The 18,855-nt window shown below is 48.5% G+C and carries 15 protein-coding genes, 3 tRNA genes and 1 pseudogene; 7 read left to right on the top strand and 12 right to left on the bottom strand.

What is annotated here, in order from left to right; translation table 11 throughout:
* Positions 1–157 precede the first annotated feature (157 nt).
* The 3 genes from C2M17_RS15245 (at position 158) to C2M17_RS15235 (ending at position 2,688) form a co-directional block, all read left to right on the top strand.
* A complete protein-coding gene (locus tag C2M17_RS15245; protein ID WP_105201565.1) occupies positions 158–706 on the top strand; it encodes an isochorismatase family protein in 549 nt (182 codons plus the stop codon).
* A 145-nt stretch (positions 707–851) separates the two neighbouring features.
* Positions 852–1,046, top strand: a complete 195-nt coding sequence (locus tag C2M17_RS15240; RefSeq protein ID WP_105189134.1) for a (2Fe-2S)-binding protein — start codon at positions 852–854, stop codon at positions 1,044–1,046.
* Between the two features lie 175 nt (positions 1,047–1,221).
* On the top strand, positions 1,222–2,688 hold the full coding sequence (locus tag C2M17_RS15235) for a phospholipase D family protein (RefSeq protein ID WP_158684047.1): 1,467 nt from the start codon (positions 1,222–1,224) through the stop codon (positions 2,686–2,688).
* Positions 2,689–2,758: 70 nt separating this feature from the next.
* Here C2M17_RS15235 and bfr (C2M17_RS15230) read toward each other — a convergent pair whose 3' ends face one another.
* From bfr (C2M17_RS15230) to C2M17_RS15200, 7 genes are all read right to left on the bottom strand, one after another.
* Positions 2,759–3,223 (bottom strand): bacterioferritin, encoded by a 465-nt coding sequence (bfr, locus tag C2M17_RS15230; RefSeq protein WP_105201563.1) that lies wholly within the window; start codon positions 3,221–3,223, stop codon positions 2,759–2,761.
* Positions 3,223–3,708 (bottom strand): bacterioferritin, encoded by a 486-nt coding sequence (gene bfr, locus C2M17_RS15225; protein ID WP_105201562.1) that lies wholly within the window; start codon positions 3,706–3,708, stop codon positions 3,223–3,225. Before bfr (C2M17_RS15225) ends, bfr (C2M17_RS15230) begins: the two co-directional genes overlap by 1 nt.
* Before the next feature lie 218 nt (positions 3,709–3,926).
* The gene (locus tag C2M17_RS15220; RefSeq protein ID WP_105201561.1) at positions 3,927–6,041 is read right to left on the bottom strand and encodes a TonB-dependent receptor; all 2,115 of its coding nucleotides are present in this window, start codon (positions 6,039–6,041) and stop codon (positions 3,927–3,929) included.
* A gap of 275 nt (positions 6,042–6,316) precedes the next feature.
* Positions 6,317–8,266 (bottom strand): EAL domain-containing protein, encoded by a 1,950-nt coding sequence (locus tag C2M17_RS15215; protein ID WP_233998013.1) that lies wholly within the window; start codon positions 8,264–8,266, stop codon positions 6,317–6,319.
* Positions 8,267–8,796: 530 nt separating this feature from the next.
* Positions 8,797–8,873: transfer RNA gene (locus tag C2M17_RS15210), tRNA-Asn, on the bottom strand.
* Between the two features lie 19 nt (positions 8,874–8,892).
* A tRNA-Asn gene (locus tag C2M17_RS15205) sits at positions 8,893–8,969 on the bottom strand.
* 22 nt (positions 8,970–8,991) lie between these two features.
* Positions 8,992–9,068 (bottom strand) — tRNA-Asn (locus tag C2M17_RS15200).
* Positions 9,069–9,787: 719 nt separating this feature from the next.
* Here C2M17_RS15200 and C2M17_RS15195 point away from each other — a divergent pair.
* Both C2M17_RS15195 and uvrB read left to right on the top strand, forming a co-directional pair.
* Positions 9,788–11,130 (top strand): annotated as a pseudogene (locus C2M17_RS15195) (MATE family efflux transporter).
* Between the two features lie 15 nt (positions 11,131–11,145).
* Positions 11,146–13,161: an excinuclease ABC subunit UvrB gene (gene uvrB / locus C2M17_RS15190; protein ID WP_105201559.1), complete on the top strand. Its 2,016-nt coding sequence runs from the start codon at positions 11,146–11,148 to the stop codon at positions 13,159–13,161.
* 24 nt (positions 13,162–13,185) lie between these two features.
* On the opposite strand, the gene C2M17_RS15185 is transcribed toward uvrB, so the two are convergent.
* From C2M17_RS15185 to queC, 3 genes are all read right to left on the bottom strand, one after another.
* Entirely contained in the window at positions 13,186–14,529 is a 1,344-nt protein-coding gene (locus tag C2M17_RS15185; RefSeq protein ID WP_105201558.1) for a diguanylate cyclase, read from the bottom strand.
* A gap of 25 nt (positions 14,530–14,554) precedes the next feature.
* The gene (locus C2M17_RS15180) at positions 14,555–14,794 is read right to left on the bottom strand and encodes a hypothetical protein (RefSeq protein ID WP_105201557.1); all 240 of its coding nucleotides are present in this window, start codon (positions 14,792–14,794) and stop codon (positions 14,555–14,557) included.
* 101 nt (positions 14,795–14,895) lie between these two features.
* Positions 14,896–15,555, bottom strand: a complete 660-nt coding sequence (gene queC / locus C2M17_RS15175; protein ID WP_105201556.1) for a 7-cyano-7-deazaguanine synthase QueC — start codon at positions 15,553–15,555, stop codon at positions 14,896–14,898.
* Positions 15,556–15,707: 152 nt separating this feature from the next.
* On the opposite strand from queC, the gene queE reads away from it, so the two are divergent.
* Positions 15,708–16,373 (top strand): 7-carboxy-7-deazaguanine synthase QueE, encoded by a 666-nt coding sequence (gene queE, locus C2M17_RS15170; RefSeq protein WP_105201555.1) that lies wholly within the window; start codon positions 15,708–15,710, stop codon positions 16,371–16,373.
* Positions 16,374–16,430: 57 nt separating this feature from the next.
* On the opposite strand, the gene bcp is transcribed toward queE, so the two are convergent.
* Complete coding sequence (gene bcp, locus C2M17_RS15165) at positions 16,431–16,904, bottom strand: thioredoxin-dependent thiol peroxidase (protein ID WP_105201554.1); 474 nt, start codon at positions 16,902–16,904, stop codon at positions 16,431–16,433.
* 12 nt (positions 16,905–16,916) lie between these two features.
* Positions 16,917–17,450, bottom strand: coding sequence for a glycine cleavage system protein R (locus tag C2M17_RS15160; protein WP_105214323.1), 534 nt, complete (start codon positions 17,448–17,450; stop codon positions 16,917–16,919).
* Between the two features lie 339 nt (positions 17,451–17,789).
* Here C2M17_RS15160 and bamC point away from each other — a divergent pair, with 339 nt between their 5' ends.
* Entirely contained in the window at positions 17,790–18,842 is a 1,053-nt protein-coding gene (gene bamC / locus C2M17_RS15155; protein WP_105201552.1) for an outer membrane protein assembly factor BamC, read from the top strand.
* The last annotated feature ends 13 nt before the right edge of the window (positions 18,843–18,855 follow it).

Genomic DNA, 18,855 nt, shown 5'->3' with positions numbered 1-18,855 from the left:
CCCAAAACTGAACTAGGCCATCAACAGGGAATTAACATAATAATTTGTAAATCTAGCATAGAAGTGTCCGTGGTCACCATATCTTTATAATTTCGCTTCTAAAAAACCCGAATCTATGGTTAACATTGAAGCAACTTATTAGCTCAAGGAAGACCACATGCCCCAGCTCTCGCCCAACCCAGATTCTGCACCCGCACTTATTGTTATCGATATGCAGCTTCGCTTAGCCCCAGCGATGGCCGACTATCAGCAGGTGTGCGCCCGTGTCGACTTGCTGAGCCAGGTGGCCACTAAACTTGAATTGGCGCATATAATTACCGAGCAAAACCCACAAGGATTGGGGGCTACAGATCCTTGCCTGGTTACTCCCAGCGCCAAGGTGGTGGCCAAGGACACCTTTAGTGCGGTGCAAAGTGAAGCCTTTATTGCCGCCCTCGAGCCCTTGGGCGAATCGCACCTGTATTTATGCGGCATGGAAAGTCATGTATGCGTGTACCATAGCGCCAATGAACTGCTCGCCAGAGGCTATCAGGTAACTGTGTTGGCCGATGCTGTGTGTTCGCGCGACCCGGAAAATAAGGCGCTGGCCTTGGCGCAACTGCGCCACAACGGGGCGCAAATTTGCTCTTCGGAAACCGCCATCTTCGCCTGGATGAATAGTTGTCGCCACCCGCAGTTTCGCGACATATTGGCCTTGATAAAATGAAACGTCAGCCCGCTTAATGGAATGACTGGTTTGATCAAATGTTAAGCAAAACAGCTGGATGACAATCAATCAATATTTTTATTGATAACTATTTTCGTTTAGATTAAAATTGGCGGCATAATCTAACTGAGAGTGGTTTTTATTCGTGTATATCTGTCTTTGTCATGGTGTGTCCGATAAGAAAATTGAACAAGCAATCGATCAAGGTGCTCGTTCTATGCGTGATCTTAGCTCCGAGCTTAAGGTCGGCTCTCAGTGCGGCAAATGTTGTAACTGTGCCAAAAAGATCCTTAATCAAAAGCTTATCGATATCGTCGATGTCACCGACGAAGTGGCCTAATCACCAGCAAATTTAGCTAATTTCTGTTATATCTCCCTGTTTTTGTTATATTGAGTAGCATGATGATGGCGAACGGCCAGGGCTCATGCACGCAAAAACTCATCTCCGAATCCTGCTTATCTCGCTATGCACATGGTATTTGATTGGCTGTAGCTCGGTGTCAGACTTCGAATCTATGCCCGAACGTCCAGCCAGTTATGCATTACCCAGTGAGGATGCTGACTTGCTAAATACGTTTTTTGAACAACAACCCAATGCCGACTTATCTGGCTTTTATCCCTTGATCGATGGCCTGGATGCCTTCGCAGCCCGTATCGCCTTAGCCGAAGTGGCACAAACCTCCATCGATGTTCAATATTATTTGTATCACCGCCAGGAAACCGGCAAGGTGCTCAGTGCCTACCTGTTAAAGGCGGCGGAGCGCGGAGTCAGGGTGCGTATCCTGCTCGACGATATGTCACAGGCCGAATCGGAACGCGACTTGGCCGCCCTGGCACGCCACGACAATATAGAAGTCCGCCTGTTTAATCCCCTTAATCACCGTAAGCTGCGTTTTCTTAGTTTTATTACCGATTATTCGCGGGTGTCGCGACGTATGCACAACAAGAGCTTTATCGTCGACAGCCAGGTGTTTATTACCGGTGGTCGCAATATCGGCAATGCATACTTCTCGGGAGAGGATAATTCCCAGTTTGTTGATTTGGATGTGCTCAGCATTGGCCCTGTGGTCGAAAAGGCCACCCAGGCGTTTGATTTGTATTGGAACCACCCCTTAGCTGAGGATATCGACAAGCTATTTACCGAGGTCGACGACAGCCACTTGGATACCCTCAAGGGCAAGCTGGCTTATTTTGTCAGCCGTGAGTACAGCGACAGCAGCCCCTATGTACAGCGGGTAAAAGAGTCGGATCTGGTGCAGTCGTTGCGCCGCGGTAAGTTGAACCTCGATTGGGCACTGGGCTATTTATATGTCGATGATCCCAACAAACTGCTAACCGACAGTAGCAATACCAGCACCCATATGGCTCCTAAAATGATCCGTGCCTTGGGCGTACCCAAACAGCAAGCGATTATTATCTCCCCGTATTTTGTACCGCGAGAGCCGGGCATGGCCCTATTGCGGCGCTGGGCCGAGCAGGGGGTGAAGATCACCATTCTAACCAACTCCCTGTCCGCCACCGATGTGCCCGTGGTGCATGCCGGGTATGCCGGTTATCGCAAGGAGTTATTGGCCATGGGCGTCAACCTCTGGGAGCTGAAACGTAACTTCGAGGTAACCCCGAAGAAAATTAAGATAAAAAGCTTTACCGGCTCTTCCGCCGCCAGCTTACACGCCAAAACCATGGCCTTTGACCACGAGCAGGTTTTTATTGGCTCTTTGAATTTGGATCCCCGTTCTTTCAATCTTAATACCGAGCAGGGGTTGGTGATCACATCGCCTCGGTTTAATCGCTTACTGCGTCGTTGGGTGGAAAACGATATGCCGAAATTTGCCTGGCGATTAAGCTTGGATGAAGAAGGTGAGTTGCAATGGCAGGGAGTAGACAGCGATAAGATTTACCATCATGAGCCGGATACCAGCCGTTGGCAGCGCTTTAGCGTGTGGCTGATGTCCTTATTGCCCATTGAGGGCGTGCTCTAGCAAAGCTTTTGCTGTAGCTAGTAAATATGGACACAAAAAAGCCGCTGTAACAGCGGCTTTTTTAGGTGAATTACATCTGCGATTGCAGGTAGTTTTCTATTCCGGTGACCTTGATCAGGTGCTGCTGAGTTTCCAGCCAATCAATCTGCTCTTCCTGCTCATGCTGTATGGCATCAAGAGCTTCACGGCTGATATAGTCAAGGCGCTCTTCCGCCAGTTTAATTGCTGCTTGCAGGTCTTTTAACGACTCTGTTTCAAAGTGCATATTGGCGGCAATCATCTCCTCGGCATCCTCACCGATACGCAGGCGGCCCAAGTCTTGTAAATTAGGCAGGCCTTCTAAAAATAAAATACGCTCAATCAATCTGTCGGCGTTTTTCATTTTTTGAATTGAAACCTTGTAATCAGCCTTATCTAGCTTGCTAAAGCCGAAGTCTTTAAACATGCGGGCGTGTAGAAAATATTGGTTTATGCCAACCAGCTCATTGGCCAATACCTTATTTAGCGCGCGTATTACGTCCATATCACCTTTCATTATGATACCTCGGCATCGCCCATTTGCGATTGTTGATAGTTTTGCAGACCAATTTTATCGATAAGACCCAGTTGTTGTTCAAGCCAGTAAACATGGTCTTCTTCGGTGTCGAACAAGAGTTTTTCCAGTACTTCACGAGACTGATAATCCTGCTCTTCTTCGCAAATTTTGATGGTTTCTTTGACGCATTGCACTACTTCAAGCTCAAGCTTGAGATCATTGGCCATCATGTCTTTAACATTGGTACCTACGAGCAGATCGCGACGCTTGGTCATATCGGGCACGCCTTCTAAGAACAGAATGCGTTTGATCAGCCAGTCGGCGTGTTGGGTTTCTTCTTCACGCTCATGCTCAAGACGTTCATAAAGTTTATTCAAACCCCAGTCTTCATACATGCGTGAATGGATGAAATATTGATCGATTGCGGCGAGCTCATTTGCCAGCAGTTTATTGAAGCTATCGATAACTCTTTGTTTACCTTGCATTTGCCACGGCCTCGTTGTGCATTGATGGAACAAGTGTAGTCTATCTTGCCAATAAATCAAATATTTTCATTATAAATCAGGTGGTTACAATTGTAACTTATTCGCATTCCAATTTATATTTGCCGTTAGGGTTTATGCATAAACGCCGCCATAATTTCGCTATGAAAGCCCACCTTGTTGCTCAGTTTGTTGACCAACAAAGTGGGGTCTAATCGGGCTTAGAACTGATACTTCACACCGGCGGTTATGCTGGTGCCTAAGCCTTTAATGTTATAGCCACCATAGGTATAGGCCTGGGCGCGGGCAGGGTAGTAGTCGTGATTAAAGAGGTTTTCAACGCCAAAGTACCCATTGAGCTGCTCGGTAAACTGATGCTGACCACTGAGATTGACGACCAGGTAATCGTTCACCGGGCCCTGATCGCCCACATAGTTGCCATCGGCATTGGGTTCAAAACGCTTGCGGTTGCCCACATACAGCAAGGTCAGGCTTAAACCTGTCTCGCGACTTGGTTGCCACTGCAGGTTCGCGGTGGTTTTTGGTGGGCTGATCTGTTTGGCGCCAAGGTAAATATCGTCCTCGGTGTTCTTACCCTCCACATAGGCGTAGGTCAACGTGGTGCGCCAGGCCGGGCTAAAGCGGTAGTCCGCCAGTAGCTCATAGCCCCAAATCTTTTGTGGTGCACGTACCGGCATATAGACACCGGTGGTTTCGTCGAAGCTGTTGGTGGTACCTAACTCCGAAGTACTGCGATACAAGGAGCCTTCTAGGCGCAGCCCATCAAGCACCGAGGTGAAACCAAGCTCATAGTTATCGATCACTGATGCCTCGGTGCGAATAAGCGCGATATCGTCAACCGTGGCAGTGCGCAGTAAAAGGCCAATATCCGAGATATCGGCGCCTTGTGAATAGCTGATAAAGGGGCTAAAGGCTTCATAGGCATTGTACTTAACGCCGACATTGTAGGTGGTGGCGGTGTAATTCAGGGTATCTCCTTTGACATCGATGGGCACCGAGCACTGAGTTTCGCTGCGACACAGCTCTAACGTGCGATAATCGTCCACCTCCAGGTCGATATCTTCATGACGCACACCGGCTTTAATCACATAATGGTCATCAATAACCCATTTGCTTTGGATAAAGCCGGCAAGGTTACTCATGTCCATTTCCGGCACCCAAACCCGGCCATCGACCAAGGGCTGTGAGGTAACGTCATGAAGTAAGTCAACTCCATAAATAAAGGTGGCTTCGGTGCCTTGCAGGTCGAACTGGCTGTTAAAGGTGGCCCGCAACCCTTCTTTTTCCGAGGCGATAATTGACTGACCGCCATCATATCCGGCGCTTGGATTGGCTAGATTGGGTGAATAGAAGAAGACATTTTCAATGTCTTGGGCGTATAAGTCGACGGTCAGTGCGGTATAAGCAAACACCTCGCTATCCGTATATTTGAGCATTATATTGGTATTGCCGCTTGGTCCTTGCGGGCGACCTTGTTTTTGTTGCTCTGCGGGTACGTGAATGGCGTAGGACTTATCGCCTTGATTGATATTGCCAAAGACATCGCCAAGATCGGTTTTTTGTTGGGATTTGTAATAGTTATAGGTTAATGACAGGGACTTTTCGGCGTCGAGATCATAGCCTAATTTGGTGAAGTAGTTTGCGGTTTCTACATCGCTCAGTCCGTATTGCAGACCAAGAATGTCGCCCTCGGCGTCACGCTTTACGCCATTTTCCTCATAGCTCAGGGTGGCCAGATATGAGAACTTATCCATGCGGCCATTGATTGAGCCTTCCACTCGTGCACCCAGCGTTTCGTCGCTTTTAACGGCACTAAAACGGGTAGAGGCATCAACCGTGGCGGAAAAGTCATTGCTGTTGCTTGGTTTTTTGGTGATGTAGTTAATCACTCCACCGGCGGCGCCATTACCATAGACCGAAGTCGCGCCTTTGATCACCTCAATACGCTCCAGCACGCTTGGGTCCAGGCTGCGAATTCCCAAAGAGCCATTACGCAGTGGTGTTGATTGCGGCACGCCATCAATCATGATTAACGGCGCACGACCGCGCAGGGTCTGTCCGGTATTACTTGAGCTATTGGTGCTTGGCGCCATGCCTGGCACCAGTACTTCGAGCAGGTTTTGTAACTCGGGACTGACCTTGAGCTGGGCCTGTATTTGTTCACGGGTGATCACAGTCACCGACGCGGGCACTTCGTCAATATTCTCCACCACACGGCTGCCAGTGACTATGATATGTTCTAGGTCTTGAGTTGTTTGCTCGGCATACAGGGGAGCGCTAAGGGCTATGGTCAAAAGAGAAAGTGAAAAACGCACGGAGATTACCTTTATTATTAAATGATTGCGTAAATGATAATGAAAATAAATCTCAATAACAATGTTCGGGTTGCTTTTGTTGTTAACAGGTGCGTTGTTTCAATAGAAACTATTAGTGCTCAGGAGTCATCCTGATCGGGAGCTGTGTAAGTGCGGCTGCAAGTGCGGCTGCAAGTGCGCACGATGGCAGTGATTATGTTAGGGCGTTGGGTGATATGTGTAGGTAAGCCGACAAAGGAAGTCCCCGGGGGCTGACCCGGGAACTCGTCACTGTGTTATAACAGCTCTTTCGGCTTTTCGATAAAGTAGCCTTGGGCACCATCGAGACAAAGTTGTTCGATAATCTGCTTTTCTTCCAGGCTTTCGACCCCTTCGGCAAAGACGCGTACGCCGATACGGTGTGCCAGGTCGACCATAAGACGCATAAAGTACTGGTTGTTCTTGTCGTCTTCCAGGCCGCGGGTATAGCTGGCGTCCATCTTGATATAGTCGGGTTTGATCTCGCGGAAAAACTTAAACGAGGTCAGGCCAACACCGAATCTCTCTACCGTCAGGCGGGAACCACAACGATGCAGCATGCTGATAAAACGCTTACTGGCGGTGATATCCTGCTGTAAACCTAATTCCGATATTTCAAACACCAGGCGCTGGGCGAAATCGCCTTCTTTAATAAGGCGGCGCTCTAACCAGATCATAAACTTATCGTCATGAGCACTTGCAGCAGAGACGTTAATACCAAAATATTGGGCGGTGAGGTTTTGATTCTTTATTGCATTCAATGCGTGGTCGATAATCATCTGGTCAAGCTCGACCGACTTACCCAGTTGATCGGCCATGGCCATAAAGGAGGAGGTCGGTAGGATATGATCTTCCTCATCGCGAAAACGAGCCTGAATTTCAGAGTAGGCCACGCTGCTTTTACCAAGAGGGATAATGGGTTGAATGGCCAGTTTAACAGACTGTTTTTCAAGCAGCTCATTGATCATCTTACGCCAGTTTTGTGTCCCTTGGATAGCACTGTCACTGATATCTTCCAAGCGTAACATGTGCCAGGCGTTGGCGTGATTGCTTTGCGCTATGCTCATAGCGATATCGACATTGGCGAGCAACTCACCCAGTGGCTTATGTTGTTCAAAAGACACTATGCCGGTATAGGCGACCGATGCCAAATTATACACTTTTTGATACTGATTGAATTTGAGCTGTATTTGCGTTGCAAAGCGCTCCGCTTCTTTGGGAGGCGTGTTAGGCAACACCACGGCAAAGTCCGAGCTATTAAGGCGGAACACAGTGGCGGAACCGTAATTTCGAATACCGGTCGTTAAAATGTCGGCAATACTGCGAATATACTCATCCCCTTCCTGGTAGCCCTTGCTCTGATTAATGTGCTGCAATTCGGTACCGCGCACCAGGGCAATACAGCCAAAACAATCACCGCTGACATGTTCAATATGACGCTCGTAATACTCCACAAACATATTGCGGTTACCCAGCTCGGTGATCACATCCTTATAGGCTTCTTTTTTAATTTCCAGCGCCGAGCTGGCAATATTCTCTATTTGCAGGCCTAGATGGGACTGTAAACGATTAAGGGCGGGGGAGATTTGATTCGCAAGTTTGAGCTTTAAGCTATCATCGGCAAAAGCACGGTTGATCGGCTCTGGCATATTATTGCTGGTAATGAACTGGTCGATAATGTCACTGACGATATCGGCGATACGACGGCGATAACCACGATATGCGGTTTTCAGGCTGGCTATGGGAATAAAGCAGAGAAAGGTGATCAGCAGGGCGAAATAGATCAAGCCTTGCTCAAAGGCGTGGGCCATGTCCTTGATATCGGCGACAAACTCTACCCGTAACTCGGCGTTCTGATCTGTGGCAAATTGACTGCGCAGGGTGCCAAACTGGAACTGGGCCATTTGCGCAATAAAGCTCTCTTCGGTGCGCTGAGTTTTGCTGCTGAGCACTTCGCCATTGCTATCGCGTAGCCACAGTTTTTGCACCGGCATCAAGGCGACAAGCTGCTCAGCCATAAGCGGAGCCTGTTCTTTGACCTGCTCGGCATTCATGCTCGGCTGGAGATCTAAAAAGCGTTGTAGTTGTGCCTGCATCGCTTCCTGCTTATGCATGCCATAGGAATGAAAGATCATTGTGTTGACTATTACAGCGGCGCCTAGAGCCAGCAGCCATAACGTAAACTGCAGTAGTGTGAATCGTTTCACGGTAGTTTATCCTTTCCCTTATTTTTATTTAGTTGAAGCATGTGGTCCAAGTGTCTTTATACCAGTCACTTAAATAGCTAATCATTCTAGCGGGTTAAATATCATGCTCACAGGGTTGTAATTTTTCTAGGTAGAATAACTACATAAGAAAAATTCCGTCTTGTTATCACATCATTTATCCAGCGCTACCTCTGAACACATACTTAACAGAGTTGGTATTACACCAGTGCTACAACAAGGCGATCGCCAACAGTTTGGTGCTGCGATCGTTTTGTGCACTTACATCCATGTTTATTTACTAGGCACCACAATAAGTTAGCTTTGTATTTTTGCGGCCATATTATTATGCAGCAGCATGAGAATGGCAATGTACAGAGACATGATTGTAGTAGTGCAGGGCGTTTATTTATATTTACTAGTGTATTGAATAATAAAAATAATTATGAATAGAGATTAGTCTATGGGGAAAATCTTGTCTAGAGAAGGGTGTTTTTAAAATGGGAACATCAGGGTGGTTTTAGGAGTTATTTTGGCTCCCCCTCCCCGACTCGAACGGGGGACCTGCGGATTAACAGTCCGTCGCTCTAACCAACTGAGCTAAGGGGGAACAAAATAATACTAGGATGTGGCTCCCCCTCCCCGACTCGAACGGGGGACCTGCGGATTAACAGTCCGTCGCTCTAACCAACTGAGCTAAGGGGGAACAACCTAGTGTTGAAAGATATTGGCTCCCCCTCCCCGACTCGAACGGGGGACCTGCGGATTAACAGTCCGTCGCTCTAACCAACTGAGCTAAGGGGGAAGCGCCTGTCTCTCAACGGGGCGAAATATTAATGACCCCACCTGCTAGTGTCAACTAATAAAATCGGCAAAAATAAAAAAAACGACTCGTTCGCCGTTTTTTCACTCAAATTGCCTGCTAAGCAGGCAAAAATGACCCCTGTTTGGGTTTCCCTGCATTGTCCCTCTGGTAATTTCATAGATAATTCGGCTCGTCAAAGGACAATCAAAGGCTTAGTTAAATTCTGCGAGGCCAAAAAATGAATGAAAATGGAACCTGGGTTTATCAGTGTAAGAATGCTTTTTTGCCTATAGCGATCAAACCCTTATATTTAAAGGCTTCGATTAACTTATCCACGAAATCTGTGGATAAGTCTGTTTATTAATGGGGGGAATGCAGCATTGATAGGCGACAAGGAGCACTTGAGAAGAAAGCAATAGGTAAAATGCAAAAAACATTTCTTATATTTATCAATGGGTTATTTATATATACTTAAAAGTTACAAAAAGTGACATTCTTATAATTAGAACTGAGGGGATAATGCCGCTGCTGTGCAAAAATACAGCGTTAATTTGTGCAGATGTTTAAAAGGTGTAAATTAATTGTTTTTTGACGGGTTTCATTTGTATATATCGCTGAACAACGAAAAATGAACATTTTTTATGCGCTAATTAAGCATGGAAGGGGAGGCTTCGATGCTTTAGAATAGAGCGCTTGTATCAGCAGCAATAAGCGTTGTTATGGCTAAAGCCGAACCTGCAATGATCCTCAGTGCGCCCATTGTGCCAACCTTACGCAAAATGACCATTCCGATGATCTTCGGGATGATCTTTTTAATGCTTTTCAATCTTGTTGATACCTTCTTATCAGTATGTTGGGCACCGAGCCCTTGGCTGCCATTAGTTTTACTTTTCCCGTTACCTTTACTTTGATCAGTCTGGCCATAGGTTTAGGTATAGGCACTTCTGCGGTTATCGCTACCGCCTTGGGGTCTGGGCAGCAATCGCAAGCCCGTTTCGATGGTGCGGTGGCCCTGATGGTTTCGGCCTTCTTAGTCACAATACTGGCCCTAGTGGGTTATTTTTGCAGTGATCCTATCTTTCTATTACTGGGCGCCGAGCCGCAGTTACTGCCATTGATAGATGAATATATGCAGGTGTGGTTTTTAGCCAGTGTGTTGTTGGTAACGCCCAGGATAGGTAATGCCGTGCTCCGTGCTAATGGCGATACCAAGACGCCGAGTCTGATTATGGGAGCATCTGGGCTGGTTAATGCGGTGCTCGACCCTATTTTGATTTTTGGTTTTGGTCCCATAGAGGCCATGGGCGTACGCGGGGCGGCCATCGCCAGTGCCATTTCTTGGTTAATCGGTGTTGCCGCGATTTTATATATTCTTATTGTCCATCGTCAGTTAATTGGTATTCGTTGTCGCACCCAGTCATTCGTCGTGGCGACGCGAAAAATCCTTAAAATAGGCTTGCCAGCGGCCGGGGCGAATATGCTTACCCCCTTAGCCATGGCGGTGATGACCGCCATTGTCGCCCACTTTGGTGCCCCCGCGGTGGCCGCCTTCGGCGTCGGCAGTCGGATTGAGTCCATTGCCTCTTTAGTGGTGCTGGCCTTATCTATGACATTGCCTCCCTTTATCAGCCAAAACTTTGGCGCCGGCAATAAGGACAGGGTGGAGCAGGCCTATAAGCAAACCCTGAAGTTTGTGATGTTTTGGCAATTTGCCATTTATTTGCTGCTTATAGTGGTGGCTCCTTGGATTGCCGGTGCGTTTGCCACTGAGGCTCAGGTGCGTGAGTTGATTAAGTTGTTTATCTATATTCTGCCCCTGACTTACGGTTTGCAGGGAGTGATAATCCTCACCAACTCGTCGTTTAATGCCCTGCACAAGCCCATGCATGCTTTGGTATTGAGTGTTGTGCGTTTGTTTGTGTTTTACGTACCGATAGCCTACCTGGGCAGCCTGATTGGCGATTTAACAGGCTTGTTTATCGGTGCCGCAGTGGGTAATTTATTAACGGCCATCGTTGCTTATTTGTGGTTCAGCCGCGAGCTTGAACGCCAAACCGTTTAACCAAGGGGTGTTATAGTGAAAGATGTTTTTGAGCTACATTCGAGTTATTCGCCCGGTGGCGACCAACCCACCGCCATTGCTCAATTGGTAGAGGGCCTGGAATCGGGCCTGGCGCATCAGACCCTATTAGGTGCCACGGGCACGGGTAAAACCTTTACCATGGCCAATATTATCGCCACCTTGAATCGCCCTACCATTATTATGGCACACAACAAAACGCTGGCGGCGCAGCTCTATGGGGAAATGAAAGAGTTTTTCCCTAACAATGCGGTGGAATATTTCGTTTCCTATTACGATTATTATCAGCCCGAAGCCTATGTGGTTGCCAGCGACACCTTTATCGAAAAAGACGCATCGATTAACGAGCATATAGAGCAGATGCGCTTGTCGGCCACCAAGGCCCTGTTGGAGCGCCGTGATGTTATTATCGTTGCCTCTGTGTCGGCCATCTATGGTCTGGGCGATCCCGACTCTTATATGAAAATGATGCTCTTGCTTAAGGTTGGCGATACCCTTGACCAAAGGCAGATGTTGCGTCGTTTGGCCGAGCTCCAGTACACCCGCAACGATATGGACTTCAGTCGCGGCACTTATAGAGTGCGCGGTGAGGTGATTGATATCTTCCCTGCCGAATCGGACGATATTGGCGTGCGGGTGGAAATGTTCGATGATGAAATCGAGCGTCTTAGCCTGTTCGACCCCCTGACCGGGCAGGTGCAAAAGAACCTGGTACGTGCCACCATTTATCCAAAAACCCACTATGTGACGCCGCGAGAGAAGATTTTAGGCGCTATCGACAAGATCAAGGTCGAGCTTAAAGAACGTCGCCAGCAGTTGCTCGACGACAATCGTCTGGTCGAAGAGCAAAGGGTGTCACAGCGCACCCAGTACGATATCGAAATGATGCAGGAGCTCGGTTATTGCTCCGGCATTGAAAACTACAGCCGTTATTTGTCTGGGCGCGCCCCCGGCGAGCCGCCGCCAACCCTATTGGATTATCTGCCCGATGACTCCCTGATGATCATCGACGAGTCCCATGTTACCGTGTCGCAGATAGGCGCTATGTACCGCGGCGACCGCTCGCGCAAAGAAAACCTGGTGGAATACGGCTTCCGTTTGCCTTCGGCCATAGATAACCGGCCCCTTAAGTTTGAAGAGTTTGAGGCGATTGTGCCGCAAACCATCTATGTATCGGCGACCCCCGGCGATTATGAGTTGAATAAATCAGCCGGCGAGGTGGCCGGGCAGGTCATTCGTCCCACCGGTTTACTCGACCCTCAGCTAGAGGTGCGCCCGGTCAGTACCCAGGTGGACGATCTGCTCTCGGAAATTTACCAGCGCGTGGAAATAAACGAGCGCGTCTTGGTGACCACCTTAACGAAACGCATGGCAGAGGATTTAACCGACTACTTAAGCGACCACGATGTTAAGGTGCGTTATCTGCACAGTGATATAGACACTGTGGAGCGCATGGAAATTATTCGTGACCTGCGCGCCGGGGTCTTTGATGTGCTTGTGGGTATCAACTTGCTTCGTGAAGGCTTGGATATGCCCGAAGTGTCTCTGGTAGCCATTCTCGATGCCGATAAAGAAGGTTTTTTACGCTCTGCTCGCTCCTTGATTCAAACCATAGGTCGTGCCGCCCGTCATATTAACGGTAAGGCAATTCTGTACGGCGATGTGATCACCAAGTCCATGCGCCAGGCCATGGACGAAACCGACCGTCGTCGTGAAAAACAAATTGCCCACAATGAAGCGCACGGCATTACGCCGCAGGCACTGAATAAGCGCATTACCGATGTGATGGATACAGGAGAGACGCCCAAGCAGCAGCCAAGCGGTGCCCGTAAGGCAGGCAAGGGACGTAAGGGCGGTGATACTGAGGTGGTGATGGATGCGACGCAAATCGCCAAGGAGATCACCCGCTTGGAAGCGCAGATGCATGAATTTGCCCGAGCCCTGGAGTTTGAAAAGGCGGCGCAGGTGCGTGACCAGGTGCATCTATTGCAACAGCAACTGATCAAGAGTTAACGCTGGAGCCACTCCAGCGTTAACTTAAGCAATTACAGTTTTTTTGCCGCTTAATTTATTGCTCTGTTTGTCTTCGTACATGCGTTTATCGGCCTGTGCCAGCAGGGCGGCGATATCCAGGGTGCACTCGGTGTGGCAACTAAAGCCGCAGCTGATCGATGGATATATGATATGGCCCTTATAGTTTAGCGGTGAGCTCTCAATATGCAGGCGCAGCTTTTCGACTATAGCGGCAATTTGTTCGTCGCTGTTGATACGATGTAAGAGCACTAAAAACTCATCGCCGCCGAGGCGGGCGATAATGTCCGAGTCGCGCAAGGTGCGCTGTAATTCCTTCGCTATATGCACCAGCAGTGCGTCCCCACAATCATGGCCGTAGCTGTCATTTACCGCTTTAAAGTCATTTACATCGATATTGATAATGGCAAAGTACTTGTGTACATCCGAGCCTCGGGTGAGGTCGTCCAGATGCAGCATAATGGCACGGCGGTTGGCGAGCAGGGTGAGGTCGTCTTGCAAGGAGGTGGCCTTGACTAAAAAGTAGGCGCGCACCAAGATGGCGACAGATACAAATAACACCAGGCACAAGAGCGCCCCAAGGGCACGAATAAGGGTGGCATGACGCTGGGGCTCGGCATTAAACTTTGCCGCCAGTGCCCAGCGACCATTGGGAAGATGTAAGGGCAAGATCACATCGGCATGCGTAAAGGTGTCGGCATCACCATAAAACACCAAGGAGCCCTCGGCGGTGTTTTTTAATGCGTATTGCACCTGCTCCTGAGAGTCCAGCTCCAGCAAATGATAAAGGGTAGTAATGTCCAATACCAGGCTTAGGGTGCCCCAGTAACTGCTCTTATCGGCGGGGGTGGCAAACAGCGGAAACTGAGCCAACAGGGCCTCACCGCCTTGTACCAGAGTGAATGGTCCGGCGAGCACCACGGATTGAGTTTGTTGCGCCTGCTCTATGGCGGCAAATTGTTTTTCATCGGTGCGATAGTCAAACCCTAGGGCTCTTTGATTGCCTTCTAAGGGATAGACATATTCGACTATGTTGTTTGGAGCCAGGGTGATGCTGCGCACCAGTTGCGAGCGCGCCACCAATTGGGCGGCGATATGCTGCCAGTGCTGGGCGGTAAATTCGCGATTGATATTGGCAATAACCACCAGACTTTCGGCGGCAAAGATCTCTTGATTCAAGGTGGTTTCAAGTTTGGCTCGCAGCAAGGCCGATTGTTTACGCAGGTAGAGTTGCTCTTCCACGTACTCTTGTTGTTGATAGAGGTGAGCAAAATACTCGATCACGAAGGCACTGGCCCCCAAATAAAGGGTGCTGAGCAAGATAAGCAGGAGTATGGAGCGTCTTGTCATATTAGGTGCACTGTACGGCTTAAATTCAGAGGTTATTTATCTCTTGTTCGACACTAAATCCTTTCTCCGTGACTATGGCTTCGAGCACCTGTATCCGCTCTTTAAGCTGGCTGATTTGCGCTGACATTGTGTCTGTTTGCTGGCTTGCCGCCTGGTATTGATCTTGTAGCTTGGAGAGTTGCTGGCCTTGTCGGCGCTGCGTGCGCAGGCCGAAGCTAAATGCTAAGGCTGCGATAATCAGCAGTAATATCATGTATATAAGCATGGCTATATCTTGCTAGCGAGAATAATCTCAGTATAACTGCAAAATGCCACAAGGCCACTGATGGGGCAAAATTATCAGTGGCTTAGGTAGAAAGAGGGGGCTTAAGCTTCGTACGGCAGGGGATCGACGGCGTTATTAAGGGCAAATGCTTCTAAACGCTCCTGACAGGCACCGCACTTTCCACAGGCTTGCTCGCGGCCATTGTAGCAGGTCCAGGTCTGGCTGTAGTCCAGGCCCATTTTCAGACCGTCGGTGAGAATGTCGATCTTGCTGTTATCAAAATAAGGACAAACGATTTCAACTTCGTCATAGTTGGCGATACGGCACACATCGTCCATTTTCTTCACAAACTCAGGGCGGCAATCCGGATAGATGGCGTGATCACCCGAGTGCGCACCGTAAAATACCTTGCTGGCCTTCAGTGACACCGCGTAGCCCACCGCCAAAGACAATAAGATCATATTGCGGTTAGGCACTATGGTGCTCTTCATGCTTTCTTCTTCGTAATGCCCTTCCGGCACGTCGATATCGTCGGTCAGTGATGAGCCGCCAATTAACTGATTAATTGCGGAAATATCGACTATCTTATGATTAACGCCGAGTTGCTCGCACACCTGCTTGGCTACTTCCAGCTCTTTGACATGGCGCTGGCCGTAGTTAAAGGAAAGGGCATAGACCTCGTGACCTTGACGAAGTGCCTTATTGAGCACGGTAAAGGAGTCCATGCCACCGGAATATATTACAACGACTTTTTCTGCCATTTGCCTGCGAGCCTTTTAATCATAGAGGTTTACGTTAGGGCGCGGTATACTACAGGGTTTGAGCTTAGATCACAATTATTCGCCGTTGGCATTTGCTTTAGGTCGGGTATTTGTGAAGAGCGATTGTTAAGTTTTAGCAGCAGGTTAGATTTTTGTACCAAATAAACGAGATTTTTGAAACCATCCAAGGGGAAGCCAGTTTTACCGGTACGCCCTCAATTTTTGTGCGTTTACAGGGCTGTCCTGTGGGCTGCTCCTGGTGTGATACCAAACAAACCTGGGATGCCAAAGACAGTTATGTGGTGTCCTTGGAACAAACGGTGGAAAAAAAGTCCGACTCCGAACATTGGGCCAAGGCCGATGCCGAAGATATTTTGGCGCTGTTCCAAAGCCGTGGCTATCGCGCCAAGCACGTGGTGATCACAGGCGGTGAACCTTGTTTGTTTGACCTCAATCCGCTGTGTGAACTTCTGCATCAGCATGGCTACAGCACCCAAGTCGAAACCAGCGGCACCTTTGAGATCAAAGTGCCGGCGCAAACCTGGGTGACGGTATCGCCGAAAATCAATATGCGCGGTGGTTATGAGGTGCTGGCTAGCGCCATGAAGCGCGCCAATGAAATTAAACATCCGGTGGCGATGCAAAAGCATGTGGACGAGCTAGAAGAGCTGTTTAAAGCGACCGGTGTGCACCCGCGACTGGTCTATCTGCAGCCCATCAGTCAAAAGGCCAAGGCAACAAAACTGGCCATAGATACCTGCATCAAGAAAAACTGGCGATTATCTGTACAGGTGCATAAGTATCTGGGGATTAACTAGGCTTGGCTCATTAAACATAAAAAAACGCGGCTTAAGCCGCGTTTTTTGTCTTTCTAATTAAGCATTATCAGCCAAATAGTCGATCACCACCTGGTGATGATCCTTGGTTTTAAACTTATTGAAGACATGTTTAATATTGCCGTCTTGGCCGACTAAAAAGCTGATGCGGTGAATGCCATCGTACTCTTTACCCATAAACTTCTTCAAACCCCATACGCCGAAATCGTCAGCCACCTTGTGGTCTTCGTCGCTTAACAGCTGGAAGTTAAGTTCTTTCTTGGTTTCAAAGTTCTTCAGTTTCTTCACCGGATCCGGGCTGATACCCACAGCCACTGTATTGAACTTGGCCAACTCGGCCTTATGATCGCGCAGTTGCTCTGCTTGTACTATGCAGCCTGGAGTCATGGCCTTGGGGTAGAAGTACACTAAAACTTCATGGTCCTTTAATAGCGCTTCTAGGCTAACCGCTTCGCCGTTTTGATCCTCAAGGGTGAAAAGTGGCGCTTTATCGCCCGCTTGCAAGGTGTTCATAATGCTGCGTCCTTATCTGATCCGCTTAAAAGTATAATCTATGTTCAGGCGTTGAGATAACGCCTCAAAGGCCACCTTAAAGGCATCAATATCAAGCTCTTGTGGCACATTAAACTCGAGTTCACAGCGCATTTGAATGTCGTCGCCTTGCGCGTAGGTGTCCGATTTTAAAGAGCAGATGCTGATATTGTGTTCGGCAAAATAACCGGTGATCTTACTCAGGGTGCCCGGCGTGTCTATACCCATGTATTCCAAGGTATAACCGCCACTAAAAAGCTCTTCGGTGTGGCTGGAGGTGCGTTTCATCATGGTCAACAGCCCCAGCTCCATGCCTTTATTTGGCAGCAGGTGCTCGACTCGGCTAATGGCAGCCATATCGCCGCACAGCAGCATAATAAAGGTGAGTTCATTGCCTAAAATGGCAATGCGGCTGTCGGTGATATTGCAGTGACAATCGCTGACCAATTGCGTTAAGGCGCTAACCACCCCGGCTTGGTCTTCGCCAATTGCGGTGATCACTAACTGTTGTTTGGCCAATTCGCCCATTGATTTGCCCTTGCTAAATGAAAACAATCTTTTGGCGGCGCAGTGTAGCATAAACGGGGTTTTAAAGGGCAACTTTTAGCCGTACCTTGCTTTATTACCTTTTCGATGGCGACATTCTTGTTTTTAACCTCGTGTAAAAGTACCATAGTGAAAATTTTTATAAGCCATTGCTGTGCGCCAGCACAACACTGGTGTGGGTGTCGATACTCGGGTTGAACGCCTTGGTATGATAGGCAAGACAACTAAGCCGTTGTTAAGTTGAATCTGACACTGAACCAATTACCACTCACTGACTCAAAGTCCGTACAATAATAATGGTGAGTAAAGGAGAACAACAAAGTGCAGTATTGGATCCCTAAAGTATTGATCTTGAGTGCTTTAGTCACTTTGAGTGGCTGTGGCATTTTTACCAACGAGGCACACCACAAGCGTAACTATCAGGCGAATCAGCCATTAGTGACCCCTCAGGGACTCGATGCACCGCGCCAGGACCCTACCTATAAGGTGGACGTGGCGAGCTACGATAACAGCGAAGACGCCAAGACAGTTAAGCCGCCAATGCAGATTATGCCTATTGCCCAGGGCAGCTGGATTGAAGAAGGTGACAAGGTAGCCAGGGTTTACTTCGATAAAAACGATGGTATTGAAGATCTTGACCAGTTTATTTTGGCGGCCGTAGAAGGCGTTCTGGAAAACTACAACACACCTGTGACCAATAGGTCACAAACCAGCATCGAAAGTGATTGGTTTTCTATCGTAAAAGTTGAAGAAGGTTGGTTATGGGACGATGAAATCGTTGCCGAACAGCGCTACAAGTTTACCGTTGAAGAAAAAGATCACCAGCGCACCGCGTCTTTGCGTGCCGAGATGATTGATTATCGCTCGCAGCAAGTGCCGCTAACGCCTCTATTACAACAACGTTTGGAAACCCGTGCCCTTAATGGCGCGATTGCCGAATTCGATTATCGCTACCGTCAGTTACAGGTCGAACTGCGCCAGCGCCAAGGCATTATCTCTCTGGCTTTAGGCTTTGATAATCAAGGCAATGCGGCGCTGATCACCGAGCAGGACAAAAACCTGGTGTCAGAGCGCTTCAGTGCCTTCTTAGAGCGTCTACAATTTACTATTATTGAAGTGGATGCCGAAAAAGGCCGTATTATTGCCGACTACACCCAGCCTGAATCTAGTGTATGGGATTCGATTTGGGGTGAAGAGGCAATGCAATTGCCTTTAGAAGACGGCCAATATCAGATTCTATTGGATAACGCCAAAGCTGGCGGTACCAGCATTACCTGGATGGATAAAGACGGTGAGGTGCTTGAGCCCGGCACCATGAATGATTTACAGCAAGCCCTAGTAACGGCCCTGCGTGCTCGCGGGATTCAACTGTAATCATCTGATTTTG

This window comes from Pseudoalteromonas sp. T1lg10 (assembly GCF_002964545.1).
Classification (GTDB): domain Bacteria; phylum Pseudomonadota; class Gammaproteobacteria; order Enterobacterales; family Alteromonadaceae; genus Pseudoalteromonas.
Note: the sequence above shows the minus strand (reverse complement) of the source record. Positions and strands in the feature narration are given on the sequence as shown.

Bases quoted from the DNA above. Each gene is read 5' to 3' on its own strand.
- C2M17_RS15245 (WP_105201565.1), top strand. From the start codon at position 158: ATGCCCCAGCTCTCGCCCAACCCAGATTCTGCACCCGCACTTATTGTT.
- C2M17_RS15235 (WP_158684047.1), top strand. From the start codon at position 1,222: ATGCCCGAACGTCCAGCCAGTTATGCATTACCCAGTGAGGATGCTGAC.
- bfr (WP_105201563.1), bottom strand. From the start codon at position 3,223: ATGAAAGGTGATATGGACGTAATACGCGCGCTAAATAAGGTATTGGCC.
- bfr (WP_105201562.1), bottom strand. From the start codon at position 3,708: ATGCAAGGTAAACAAAGAGTTATCGATAGCTTCAATAAACTGCTGGCA.
- C2M17_RS15185 (WP_105201558.1), bottom strand. From the start codon at position 14,529: ATGACAAGACGCTCCATACTCCTGCTTATCTTGCTCAGCACCCTTTAT.
- C2M17_RS15180 (WP_105201557.1), bottom strand. From the start codon at position 14,794: ATGCTTATATACATGATATTACTGCTGATTATCGCAGCCTTAGCATTT.
- queC (WP_105201556.1), bottom strand. From the start codon at position 15,555: ATGGCAGAAAAAGTCGTTGTAATATATTCCGGTGGCATGGACTCCTTT.
- bcp (WP_105201554.1), bottom strand. From the start codon at position 16,904: ATGAACACCTTGCAAGCGGGCGATAAAGCGCCACTTTTCACCCTTGAG.
- C2M17_RS15160 (WP_105214323.1), bottom strand. From the start codon at position 17,450: ATGGGCGAATTGGCCAAACAACAGTTAGTGATCACCGCAATTGGCGAA.